Consider the following 12,170-nt stretch of genomic DNA (forward strand, 5'->3'; position numbering starts at 1 on the left):
GTTATGCCGCGGTTAACACGTTTTGCCACGGGGCTGATTGCCCCGTTGTGCCTGCTTATTTTCTCTCTGAGCGTGATGCAGCCCGTGCGTGCGGCCTCGGTCCCTGAACTGTCATTCGACAAGCTGTATGCCTCGTTCGGCGTGCTGGGCGCCGAATTTTCCAACGACGTAAAAACGCTGTCGGGGCAACGCGTGAAAATGCGGGGATTCATGGCGCCGCCGTTGAAGGCGGAGGCGCAATTCTTCGTCCTGACCAAAATGCCGATGGCGCTGTGCCCGTTTTGTTCGTCGGATGCGGACTGGCCGGAAGATATCGTCGTGGTCTATCTCGGCAAGCGGCAGACCTTCGTGCAGAACAACACCATTATCGAGGTGGATGGCGTGCTGGAATATGGATCGTGGACCGATCCGGAAAGCGGGTTCGTCAGCCTGCTACGCCTGCGCGACGCGCACTTCAAAACGCCATAGGAGCCGGTTGCGATGATACAGATGACGCAATTACAGGTGACATTTCCCGATCTGCCGGAGCCCGTATTAGACATTCCGCATCTCCATATTGCGGAGGGAGAGCGGGTAGCGATCGTCGGGCCGTCCGGATCGGGCAAAACCACCCTGATCAATGTGATGACGGGGCTTCATGGCCGCGCCAGCGGTTCACTACGCTGGGATCGGCAAGAGTTATTAACCCTCAGCGAAGCCGGTCGCGATCGCTGGCGCGCTCGCCACGTCGGTCTGGTCATGCAGGACTTTCATTTATTTCCCGGCCTGTCGGCGCTGGAGAATGTGTTGCTGCCCGCGCGCTTTCACCATTGGCGGCTGCCCCGCGCGCTGAAAACTCGGGCGGCGGAGCTGCTGGAACGCGTGGGGCTGGAGACGGGAAAACGGACGGTGGAACGACTGTCTCGCGGTGAAAAACAGCGGGTAGCGGTGGCGCGAGCGTTGCTGGGCGAGCCGGATATGATCGTCGCCGATGAGCCGACCGCCAGTCTGGATCGCCATAACGGCCAACAGCTCGCCGAGCTGCTAATCGCGCTGGCGCGGGATACGCACACGACGCTGATTACGGTCACGCACGATCGTCAGTTGTCCGACGGAATGGCGCGTTGCATCCGGCTGGAGCAAGGACGAATTGTGTCGGATGAGAAAAATAAGGAGCAGACGGAATGATCCCCTGGCCGTTATTACGGGCCGATATGCGCAGGCTGTGGCCTGGCATGTTGGTCGTCATGCTGCTGATCGCGCTGGCGACGGCGTTGAGTATTGCGGTTAGCCTCCAGGAACGGGCGCTACAGCAAGGGAGCGCGCGGGCGGCGGACCGTTTCGATCTGGTGATTGGCGCGCCGGGCAGCGAAACGCAGCTGGTACTGTCATCGGTCTTTCTGCAACCGTCGGCGCTGACGCTGATCCCGGCATCGGTGCTGGAAACGTTGGCGCATCATCCGTTGGTCGAGTGGGCCGCGCCGGTGGCGTTCGGCGATTTCTATCAGGGCATGCCGGTCGTGGGGACGACGACGGCGCTGGTGACGGAGAACGGTAAGCGGTCGTTGCAGGCCGGTCGGGTGTTTGAACAGGATTTCGATGCCGTCGTCGGCGCGCATACCGGCATGAAACCCGGCGATACCTTTAGTCCGATCCACGGCCGCGTCGGGGAAAGCGGCGCGCACTCGCACGAAAATGTCCGCTACACCGTCGTCGGCGTGCTGCCGGAAGACGGCAGCGCTTGGGATCGCGCCATACTGGTGCCGGTCACGGCGGTGTGGCGAGTGCATGGCATCGCGGTGCCGGGACACGAGCATAACGGCGATGAGGCACATCATCACGATGGCGATGAGGCGGAGGAGCACGACGCCGAAACGCACGCGGGCATGCCGGCTATCGTGGTGAAACCGAAAAGTATTGCCGGGGCCTATCAGCTGCGCGCCCAGTTCCGCACGGACACCACGCTGGCGGTGTTCCCCGGCGAGGTCTTGGTCAAGCTCTACGGCATTTTGGGGGATATCCGCCTGCTGCTGGACTACGTGGCGATGGGCACGCAGGGGCTGGTGGGCATTGCCGTCGCGATGGTCGCGGTGCTGCATCTGCATCAGCGTCGCAGGCAGATTGGCGCGCTCCGCGCTTTTGGGGCGCCGCGTTCCGGCATCTTTTTGCTGGTCTGGTCCGGACTGATGCTGCTGGTCAGCTCGGGCATTCTGGCGGGCGTCGGGCTCGGCTATCTCGCGGCGAAGACGATTGCCGTGGTGATGAGTGAGATAAGCGGTTTTGTTCTGCCCGTCACGCTTGGCGAGGAGGATATTCAGTTCTCGCTGTTGCTGTTGGTGATCGCGGCGGTGGTACTCACCGTTCCCGCGATGTTGTCCTGGCGACACTCTCCGGCGGAGGCTTTGCGGGAAGCGTAGTCCGCAGTCCAGGCTCTGCGCAATCAGCTCGCACTACGCGTCGTTAAGGGGGGCGGGCTTTTTTTCTGATTGCGGAACGTCTGATTTCCGACTGTTTCCGATCATGCACTGTACCTGTCATCTTTCACTGATGGGCGGTCGCCGCTTCTTCGATGGTCTTGCTGATTGCCGGTGAGTTTCCTTGACGCTGTTCCGCCCGCTGCGGCTATTCACGCGGGATCTCGCCGCCTCTGGTCTTTACCGCGCTTTCTCTCCCGCATTGATGTGGTTAACGCGGCGCTTGGCGGATCCTCTCCGGCCGGATAATCATTCAATCACTAAATAATTAGTGGCTATAAGTAATAAAAAAAACGTCATAGGGAATCATTCGGGCGGCGCTTAAATTAGCGGGTCATGTTCGGCGCAGCTGCGCGGACATCGCAAGCAAGGCGCTTTGTCTCCTGACGAGCGACGGCTTTCCACCGGGTGGGTTGATTGAAGGTATTTGGATGACGGCGTTATTGGATATACGGGGACTGAACATTCGTTTTCCCGGTCATGTGGCGGTGGATAATCTCGACCTGCAAATAGCGGCGGGCGAAACGCTGGCGCTGGTAGGCGAGTCCGGTTGCGGTAAGTCCACCACGGCGTTAAGCGTGCTGCGGCTGTTGCCAAAGCAGGCGCAGGTTCGCGGGTCGATTCGGCTGGACGGTGACGATGTGTTAGCACTCAGCGAACGCCAGATCGCCGCGCTGCGCGGCAATGTGGTCTCCATGATTTTCCAGGAGCCGATGACGTCCCTGAATCCGGTGCTGCCAATTGGACAACAGGTGGCGGAAGCCCTCACGTTGCACCAGCCGCTTAGTCGGGAACAGGCCCGCCAGCGCGCACTCGAGCTGCTGGCGCGGGTGAAAATCCCGGAACCTCAGCGTCGCTTCCACGATTACCCGCACCACCTTTCCGGCGGCCAGCGTCAGCGCGTCATGATCGCCATGGCGATAGCCTGCGAACCGCGCCTGCTGATTGCCGATGAACCCACCACCGCGCTGGATGCCACGATTCAGGCGGAGATCCTTGCTCTGATCGACGAACTGCGGCGTGAGCTGAATATGGCGGTGCTGCTGATTACGCATGATTTAGGCGTGGTAGCCCAGTGGGCTGACCGGGTCGCGGTGATGCATCACGGCCGCAAGCTGGAAGAAGGCCCGGTCGGCGACGTACTCCATCATCCGCAGCACACGTATACCCAAGGGCTGTTGCAGGCGTCTCTGCATACCCACCCCGGCCTGCATTACCGCGAAACCCGGCTGGCGGAAATTCATTACAGCGCGACCGAGGGATTCTCGCTCTCTCAGCCGCCGGTCGATCCCGCGCGTTTTACCACGGCGACACCCGCGCAGGCGCCGCTGTTGTCGGTCACGGACTTGACGGTCGGCTATGACACGGAGCGGGGACGCGTAGCGGCGGTGAACGAGGTTTCACTCACCCTCCGACCGGGCGAAACGCTGGGGTTGGTGGGCGAGTCCGGCTGCGGCAAGTCCACGCTGTCGCGCGCGATCATGCAGCTCCAGCCGGTTCAGCAGGGGCGGGTGACCTTCGACGGGCAGAATCTGCTGTCGTTATCGCGTCGACAACTGTTGCCCTGGCGCCAGCAGATGCAGATGATTTTTCAAGATCCCTTCAGCTCCCTCAATCCGCGTCAGCGCGTCGACGACATTCTTGGCTATGCGCTGGCGATCCACGGCGTAAAGGACAAACAAGAGCGCGAGCGGCGGATCGAGCGGATCCTCGATGATGTCGGGCTGGCGCGCTCGGCGCGCGAACGCTACCCGCACGAATTTTCAGGCGGTCAGCGCCAACGCATCGGCATTGCACGAGCCTTGGTGCTGCGTCCACGGTTGCTGATTTGTGATGAGCCGGTTTCGGCACTGGATGTGTCCGTGCAAGCGCAGATTATTAATCTGCTGGTGGATCTGAAAGCCGAGCTCGGGCTGACCTATTTATTTATCTCTCACGACCTTTCCGTCGTCCGTTACATCGCCGACCGCATTATGGTCATGAATGGCGGTCGGATCGTGGAGGNGGGCGACCCGCAAAACCTCTGGCAGCATCCGCGTCATCCTTACACCCGTGCGCTGTTGGACGCGGTGCCGGGGCGGCAGGCCAAAGTGGCTGCGGTACAGGCCTGAGTCGGTGACAGCTCGCCGTCCGCGCTTGATAACAACAATACAGAGAACAGCCTTACCTTGGGCCGGGCGGCTTTAGGAAAGTCTGACTTATTCATCCAGGGGAAACAGACGATGCCAAAACAGAGTTCGGACGCGCCGCGTTCCACCGACCGCGCTATAGAGGCGATGGTCGACTATGAAATTAACCGCCGCCGATTTCTCGGTATCTCCGGCGCGATCATGGCCTCCGGGGTATTTGGGGGGCTGTGGCCGCTGGCAGGCCAGGCCGAGGTCGGCAGCCTGCCGAATACCGTGACCGGCGCTGTCCGCGGGGGAACGCTGGAAGCGGTGGTGCATCCGGAACCGCCGACGCTGGCTTTCTTCATCAATACCTCCACGCCGGGCCGCACCGTCGTCAGCAAAATCTTCGACGGCCTGTTCGACTATGCGCCAGACCTGACGCCGCGGCCGCAGCTGGCAGAGAAAGTGGCCGTCTCGGACGACGGGCTGACGGTGACACTTTTTCTGCGCAAAAACGTGTTTTGGCACGATGGTCAGCCGTTCAGTTCGGCGGACGTGAAGTTTTCTGCGGAAAACGTCTGGCTGCAGTATTCACCCTATGCCCGCCGCGTTTTCCAGTACCTGACGAGCACCGAAACGCCCGACGCGCATACCGTCGTGCTGACGTTGTCCAAGCCGACGCCGGTGGTGCTCAATGCGCTGGACGTCGTGGCGACGCCGGTGTTGCCGAAACACTTGTATGAAGGCACGGACATCCCCAACAACCCCTACAACAACAAGCCCGTGGGCACCGGGCCGTTTGTGTTCAAGGAGTGGCAGCGCGGCAGTCATATCGCGCTCGAACGTTTCGATAAATACTGGCAGCCCGACAGACCTTTCCTCGACAAGCTGATATTTAAAATCATCCCTGACGTCTCGGGCCGCGCGACCGCGTTTGAAACCGGCGCGATCCAGTACGGCGAACGCAATCCCGTCACCTTTGCGGACGCCGACCGTCTGTCGAAACAGCCGAATCTGACGCTGGATACGGCGGGTTATAACGGGTTTGCGACCTCGTTCTGGCTGCTGCCCAACCTGCGCGACCCGATTCTGGGCAATTTGAAAGTCCGTCAGGCGATCGCACATGCGGTGAATAAAGATCTGCTGGTCAAAGTGGTATGGGGCGGCTACGCCAAACCGGCGACCGGTCCCGTTTCCTCACAGCTGAGCACGTTCTATACCGCCGACACGCCGCAGTATCCGTTCGATCCCAGAAAGGCGCAGGCGCTGCTGGACGAAGCCGGTTTCCCTAAGAAGGCGGACGGCTGGCGCTTCACGCTGAATCACGACTTCATCCCTTTCGGCGACGACTACCGCCGTACCGGGGAGTTCGTCCGTCAGGCCCTACGGGCCATCGGCATTGATGTGACCTTGCGGGCGCTCGATCTGGCGACCTGGAGCAAAAACGTCTTCAAGGATTACGACTATCAGTTGGCTAGCTCCTGGGGCGTCAACTGGACCGACCCGCAGCTGGGCGTGGAGCAGCTTTACTGGTCGAAGGCAGAGAGCAAGGGCACGCCCTGGACAAACGCCTCCGGTTACGCCAGCCCCGAGGCGGACAGGCTGATCGAAGCCGCGCAGATTGAGGTGGATCCCGTGAAGCGTCGGGCGCTTTATGATGAGTTACAGCGCGTGGTGCAGCGCGATCTTCCGCAAATTAACCTGTTCGAATTCAAGTGGTTCGGCATTTGGGCCAGAAATCTGCGCAACGTGACGGACACCTTCAATCACAGCCAGAACAATTTCGCTCAGGTATGGCTCGACAAAAAATAACGCCGTACGGCGCGCGGACGCACTTATGACGAAACATCTCTTTTTCCGGCTGATGCAGCTGGCGGGCATCGTGGTTTGCATCGCCACGCTGAACTTTTTTCTCCTCAAGCTGCTGCCCGGCGATCTGGTGGATGTCATCGCCAGCGAGAGCGGGAACGCCTCGCCGGAGCTGATTCAGCACCTGCGCGAACTGTACGGACTGGACCGTTCGGTACTGGCTCAGCTGTGGGCTTATCTTGGACAGCTGTTGCAGGGCGATCTGGGTTTTTCGTTCCGTTTTGGCGAGCCGGTCATGGGCCTGATTGTGGACCGATTACCCGCCACCCTGTTGCTGGTAGGCACGGCTTTATTGCTGTCGGCGGTGGGCGGCGTGCTGCTGGGGGTGGCGTCGGCGCGTCGTCCCCACGGCATCGCGGACTCGGCGATTTCGGTTCTCTCCACGTTGGGCTATTCGGCGCCGATGTTCTGGGTGGCGCTGATGCTGATCGTCCTGTTTGCCGTCAAATTGGCGTGGCTGCCGGCCAGCGGCTGGCAGGCGATCGGTGCGGGTTACCACGGCTGGCGACAGCTGTGGGACGTGACGACGCATCTGGTGCTGCCGGTGCTGACGCTGGCGATTTACTACATGGCCGTGTATGCGCGGCTGTCGCGGGCTTCCATGATTGAAACGCTATCGGAGGATTTTATCCGTACCGCGCGGGCGAAGGGCGCGCGGGAAGGCCGTGTGATTTTCGGTCATGCGCTGCGTCATGCCGTCCTCCCGGTGATCACGATGCTGGGCCTTCAAAGCAGCGCGCTGTTGGGCGGTTCCATCGTAGTGGAAACGGTGTTTGCGTGGCCGGGGCTGGGACAGCTGTCGTTTGATGCCATCCGCAGCCGGGATATCCCGGTGTTGCTGGGCGTATTGCTGTTCAGCAGCGTACTGGTCGTGTTGTCCAATCTTCTGGTGGATATCGTGCATGCCGGATTGGACCCGCGCCGGCGGCGCGTGGCGGCCCGAAGAGAGAAAGGAGACATATAATGCGCTGGTTATTACAACCTTCCGCGCTAATAGGGCTGACGATCCTGCTGGGCGTGGCGGCGATGGCGTGTCTGGCGTCCCGGCTCTTTCCCGACGATCCGCTGAATATGGTCGGCATGCCTTATCTATGGCCGGGTCAGGATGCGCAGTTTCCATTGGGAACCGATCTGATGGGGCGGGATATTCTGGCGGGCGTGTTTCACGGCGCGCGCGTGTCGCTGTTGGTTGGCGTCGCATCAACCGCAATGGCGCTGCTGATCGGTATTGCCGTCGGCGTCTTGTCCGGCTTCTATCGGGGGCGCATCGATAGCGTATTGACCAGCGTGACCACGCTGTTTCAGACCATCCCGGCGTTTCTGCTCGCCATTATCCTGGTGGCGGTGCTGCAACCCTCCATCCCCACTCTCATTTTTGCGCTGGGCATCACCTCCTGGACCAGCGTTGCCCGGCTGGTGCGTGCTGAGTTTTTGGCGCTGCGCGAGCGGGAGTTCGTGAGCGCCAGCATTTCGCTCGGCGCAAGCGATCTGCACCTGATCTTCCGTGAAATCCTGCCGAACGCCTGGACGCCGGTGGTGGTTTCCACGGCACTTCTGATCGCCAATGCCATTCTCTCTGAGGCCGGGCTGTCCTTTCTCGGGTTGGGCGATCCCAATGTCGTGAGCTGGGGGTCGATGATCGGGACGGGGCGGGATGCGCTGAGGACCGGATGGTATATGACGGCGATCCCCGGCGTGATGATTATGCTGACCGTGATGGCGCTGAATCTACTCAGTGATGCGCTGCACACCGCGCTTAACCCGCGTTTGCGTCGTAAGCGCAACGTGCTGCCGGTGCTCTGAACGCAGAGGGAGAACGCCTGGCGCGCTCTCCCTCTTAGGGGGAGGGCGTTAGCGTTTTTTGAACGCCGCCGCCAGCGCGTCGCTCATCGCGCTGTTGCCAGCCGGTGTCCCGGCCGCACGCGGACGCGGTTTATTGGCGGCCTGTTTGCGCGGCTGGGCTGTGTCCTGACTGCCTCGGCGAGCGCCGGTTTCACCCGGTTGCTCATCCAGACGCATCGTCAGCGCGATACGCTTACGCGGCAAATCCACCTCCAGCACCTTCACCTTAACGATATCGCCTGCCTTGACCACCGTGTGCGGATCTTCCACATAGCGGTTCGCCAGCGAGGAGATATGCACCAGCCCGTCCTGATGAACGCCGATATCCACGAAGGCGCCGAAGTTGGTGACGTTGGTGACGGCCCCTTCCAGAATCATGCCCGGCAGCAGGTCGTTCATCGTTTCTACGCCTTCGGCGAAGCTGGCGGTTTTGAACTCAGGGCGCGGGTCGCGTCCCGGTTTTTCCAGCTCTTTGATGATGTCGGTCACCGTCGGGATCCCGAACCGTTCGTCGGTAAATTCGCTGGCTTTCAGCGAGCGCAGCGCGTTGGCGTCGCCCATCAGGTCCTGCAGTTTTTGCTCGGTGACGGCCAGAATGCGCTCTACCACCGGATAGGCTTCCGGGTGAACCGTCGAGGCATCCAGCGGGTTGTCGCCGTGGTTGATGCGCAGGAAGCCGGCGCACTGTTCGAACGCTTTGGGACCGAGACGGCTGACTTTCAACAGCTGCGCGCGGTTAAGGAAGCGTCCGTTCTCGTCGCGCCAGTTGACGATGTTCTGCGCCATCATGCGGGTCAGGCCCGCGACGCGGGTCAGCAGCGGCACGGAGGCGGTGTTCAGATCCACCCCGACGCCGTTCACGCAGTCTTCCACTACCGCATCCAGCTTTTTAGCCAGCAGCGTCTGACTCACGTCGTGCTGATACTGGCCTACGCCGATGGATTTCGGCTCAATCTTCACCAGCTCGGACAGCGGGTCTTGCAGTCGGCGGGCGATAGATACCGCGCCGCGCAGCGACACATCCAGATTAGGGAATTCCAGCGCGGCCAGTTCGGACGCGGAGTAGACCGAGGCGCCCGCTTCGCTGACGATCACCTTCTGGGCGTTGATCGCGGGGAACTGTTTCTGAGTGTCGAGGAAGAAGCGTTCGGTTTCACGCGAGGCGGTGCCGTTGCCGATGGCGACCAGCTCTACCTGATGTTTCATACACAGCGCGGCGACGCTGGCGGCTGCTTTGGCGGCCTGACCCGTATGCGGGTAGATCGTGTCGGTCGCCACCAGCTTGCCGGTGGCGTCTACGACCGCGACCTTAACGCCGGTGCGCAGGCCGGGGTCCAGCCCCATCGTGGCGCGCATCCCGGCAGGCGCGGCCATTAGCAGATCGTGCAGGTTGCGGGCGAATACGTTGATGGCTTCGTCCTCGGCCTTTTCACGTACGCTGCTCATCAGCTCGGTTTCCAGATGCATCAGCACCTTGATGCGCCAGGTCCAGTTGACGACCGCGCGACGCCAGCCGTCGGCGGGGGCGTTGTTCAGGCGCAGGCCCAGGTGGTCGATAATAATCTGCTCGCAGTAGCTTTCACGCGGCGGCTCGTCGAACTGCGGATCGGCGTTCAGCGCCAGTTGCAGAATGCCTTCGTTGCGGCCGCGAAACATCGCCAGCGCACGGTGAGAGGGCACGTGCGCGATAGGCTCGTGATGGTCGAAGTAGTCGCGGAACTTCGCCCCTTCCACCTCTTTGCCTTCCGCCACGCGGGAGACCAGATGCGCGTTTTTCCACAGGTAGTCGCGCACCTTCGCCAGCAGGGCGGCGTCCTCGGAGAAACGCTCCATCAGAATGTAGCGCGCGCCATCCAGTGCCGCCTTGACGTCGGCTATGCCTTTATCGGCGTCAACATAGGCCTCGGCGGCGTTTTCCGGCGTTTGGGCGGGATCGGCCCACAGGCTGTCCGCCAGCGGTTCAAGGCCCGCTTCGATAGCAATCTGGCCGCGCGTACGGCGCTTGGGCTTATAGGGCAGATAGAGGTCTTCCAGCTCGGTTTTGCTGAGCGTAGTGCGAATGGACTGCGCCAAATCGTCGGTCAGTTTTCCCTGATCGTCGATGGATTTCAGAATAGTCTGGCGGCGATCTTCCAGCTCGCGCAGGTAACCCAGCCGGGCTTCCAGCTGACGCAGCTGCGTATCATCCAGCCCGCCGGTCACTTCTTTACGGTAACGGGCGATGAAAGGGACGGTGTTTCCCTCGTCCAGAAGTTGAACCGCGGCGCTGACCTGCTCGGTGCGGGCGCTCAGCTCCTGGGCGATGATATGGCTTAATGAGGCATTCATGAGGTTGATATCACTCGTCTTCAATTAAGGGGTGTAAAAGCTTGCGATAGTTATACGGATTGACGGCGAAAAATGCCAGCCGACGCAGACGCGGTGCACAAGCGGGCTGCGGCGAAAGTTTATCTGCATCAAAATTACGCCAGATTGTTGTGACTTAACGCGAAATTAGCGTATTAAATGAACAAGGGGCAGCGATGCCATGGTGATTTTAGACCGCCTACGCCAGTACGACGGGGTAAGTGTGTTCATTCGGTCGGGAGATTGAGGCATGACAGTAAAAACATCCACGCTGACGGTGGGCGGGCAGGAAAACATTGAGCTGGAGATTCGCCGCGGCGTGATGGGGAGAGAGGCGGTTGATGTCCGTCCCTTAGGCGAGCGCAATCTGTGCAGCTTCGATCCCGGCTTCGCCAACACGGCCGGCTGCGAGTCCGCCATTACCTATATCGACCCTGTCGACAGCGTGCTGCTGCATCGCGGCTTTCCCGTCGAACAGCTGGCGGAACAGTGCGATTTCCTTGAGGTCTGCTTTATCCTGCTGCACGGCGAAGCGCCCTCACGGAAGGAGTACGACACATTTTCAGAGACGATTACCCGCCATACGTTGATCCACGAGCAGATCAGCCGGATGTGCAGCGGATTTCGTCGGGATTCTCATCCTATGGCGCTGATGTGCGCCGTCGTTGGGGCGCTGGCCGCGTTTTATCACGATGTGCTGAATGTGGAGCAGCCGGAGGACAGAGAGCTGGCGGCGGTGCGGCTGCTGTCGAAGATGCCGACGCTGGCCGCCATGAGCTACAAATTCTCCATTGAGCAACCGGCGGTTTACCCGCGCAATACGCTCTCTTACACCGCGAATTTCATGCACATGCTGTTCTCTATTCCGGCGGAAAAGTATGAAGTGAATCCGGTACTGGAGCGGGCGATGAACCGAATTTTGATCCTGCACGCCGACCACGGGCAGTGTCCTTCGACGATGGCGGTTCGGGCCTCCGGGTCATCCGGCGCCAACCCGTTCGCCTGTATTGCGGCGGGTCTGGCGTCTATGTGGGGACCGCGACACGGCGGCGCGAACGAAGCCTGTATGCGCATGCTGGGCGAAATCAAAACGGTGGATCGCGTTCCGGAGTTCGTCCGTCGGGCGAAAGAGGGCGGCAGTGCGATGCATCTGATGGGATTCGGCAATTCGGTGTACCACCACTTCGACCCCCGCGCGGCGATCCTGCGTAAAACCTGTTACGAGGTGCTCAACGAACTGGGCATGGCCGACGATCTGCTGCAGGTGGCGATGGAGCTGGAGCATGTGGCGCTGACCGACGCTTATTTCCTTGAGCATCGGCTCTACCCCAGCGCCGACTTCTATACGGCGGTGATCCTTAAGGCGATGGGCCTGCCGCCCGCGATGTTCCCGGTCATTGCCGCCGTGGGCCGCACCAGTGGTTGGATTGCCCATTGGAAAGAGATGCACGAGCAGGGACTGACTCTGTATCGTCCCCGTCAGGTGTACAACGGCCAGCCGCTCCGGGACTTTCGGTCCGCATTAAACGACTGACCGTGTTGCGCTGGC

General features: G+C 60.9%; 9 protein-coding genes. 8 read left to right on the forward strand and 1 reads right to left on the reverse strand.

Annotated features, from left to right (window positions below; translation table 11 throughout):
* Positions 1-3 precede the first annotated feature (3 nt).
* The 7 genes from SB13_RS15850 (at position 4) to SB13_RS15880 (ending at position 8,236) form a co-directional block, all read left to right on the forward strand.
* Positions 4-468: a hypothetical protein gene (locus tag SB13_RS15850; protein ID WP_026741281.1), complete on the forward strand. Its 465-nt coding sequence runs from the start codon at positions 4-6 to the stop codon at positions 466-468.
* A 12-nt stretch (positions 469-480) separates the two neighbouring features.
* Positions 481-1,167, forward strand: coding sequence for an ABC transporter ATP-binding protein (locus SB13_RS15855; RefSeq protein ID WP_036151883.1), 687 nt, complete (start codon positions 481-483; stop codon positions 1,165-1,167).
* Positions 1,164-2,396 carry an ABC transporter permease gene (locus SB13_RS15860; protein WP_026741283.1) on the forward strand — a complete coding sequence of 411 codons (1,233 nt, stop codon included), beginning with the start codon at positions 1,164-1,166 and terminating at the stop codon, positions 2,394-2,396. The genes SB13_RS15855 and SB13_RS15860 overlap by 4 nt, the downstream gene beginning before the upstream one ends.
* 488 nt (positions 2,397-2,884) lie before the next feature.
* Positions 2,885-4,564: an ABC transporter ATP-binding protein gene (locus SB13_RS15865; protein ID WP_026741284.1), complete on the forward strand. Its 1,680-nt coding sequence runs from the start codon at positions 2,885-2,887 to the stop codon at positions 4,562-4,564.
* Positions 4,565-4,675: 111 nt separating this feature from the next.
* Positions 4,676-6,376, forward strand: coding sequence for an ABC transporter substrate-binding protein (locus tag SB13_RS15870; RefSeq protein ID WP_026741285.1), 1,701 nt, complete (start codon positions 4,676-4,678; stop codon positions 6,374-6,376).
* Positions 6,377-6,401: 25 nt separating this feature from the next.
* Positions 6,402-7,397 (forward strand): ABC transporter permease, encoded by a 996-nt coding sequence (locus tag SB13_RS15875; RefSeq protein WP_026741286.1) that lies wholly within the window; start codon positions 6,402-6,404, stop codon positions 7,395-7,397.
* Positions 7,397-8,236 carry an ABC transporter permease gene (locus tag SB13_RS15880; protein WP_026741287.1) on the forward strand — a complete coding sequence of 280 codons (840 nt, stop codon included), beginning with the start codon at positions 7,397-7,399 and terminating at the stop codon, positions 8,234-8,236. The genes SB13_RS15875 and SB13_RS15880 overlap by 1 nt, the downstream gene beginning before the upstream one ends.
* 48 nt (positions 8,237-8,284) lie before the next feature.
* On the opposite strand, the gene SB13_RS15885 is transcribed toward SB13_RS15880, so the two are convergent.
* Positions 8,285-10,603 carry a Tex family protein gene (locus SB13_RS15885; RefSeq protein ID WP_026741288.1) on the reverse strand — a complete coding sequence of 773 codons (2,319 nt, stop codon included), beginning with the start codon at positions 10,601-10,603 and terminating at the stop codon, positions 8,285-8,287.
* A gap of 268 nt (positions 10,604-10,871) precedes the next feature.
* On the opposite strand from SB13_RS15885, the gene SB13_RS15890 reads away from it, so the two are divergent.
* A complete protein-coding gene (locus SB13_RS15890) occupies positions 10,872-12,155 on the forward strand; it encodes a citrate synthase (protein ID WP_026741289.1) in 1,284 nt (427 codons plus the stop codon).
* Positions 12,156-12,170 lie beyond the last annotated feature (15 nt).

This window comes from Lonsdalea quercina subsp. quercina, from assembly GCF_000688695.1.
Lineage (GTDB): Bacteria > Pseudomonadota > Gammaproteobacteria > Enterobacterales > Enterobacteriaceae > Lonsdalea > Lonsdalea quercina_D.

Coding starts and splice junctions, on each gene's coding strand:
- SB13_RS15855 (WP_036151883.1), top strand. CDS start 481: ATGATACAGATGACGCAATTACAGGTGACATTTCCCGATCTGCCGGAG.
- SB13_RS15890 (WP_026741289.1), top strand. CDS start 10,872: ATGACAGTAAAAACATCCACGCTGACGGTGGGCGGGCAGGAAAACATT.
- SB13_RS15870 (WP_026741285.1), top strand. CDS start 4,676: ATGCCAAAACAGAGTTCGGACGCGCCGCGTTCCACCGACCGCGCTATA.
- SB13_RS15885 (WP_026741288.1), bottom strand. CDS start 10,603: ATGAATGCCTCATTAAGCCATATCATCGCCCAGGAGCTGAGCGCCCGC.
- SB13_RS15875 (WP_026741286.1), top strand. CDS start 6,402: ATGACGAAACATCTCTTTTTCCGGCTGATGCAGCTGGCGGGCATCGTG.
- SB13_RS15880 (WP_026741287.1), top strand. CDS start 7,397: ATGCGCTGGTTATTACAACCTTCCGCGCTAATAGGGCTGACGATCCTG.
- SB13_RS15860 (WP_026741283.1), top strand. CDS start 1,164: ATGATCCCCTGGCCGTTATTACGGGCCGATATGCGCAGGCTGTGGCCT.
- SB13_RS15850 (WP_026741281.1), top strand. CDS start 4: ATGCCGCGGTTAACACGTTTTGCCACGGGGCTGATTGCCCCGTTGTGC.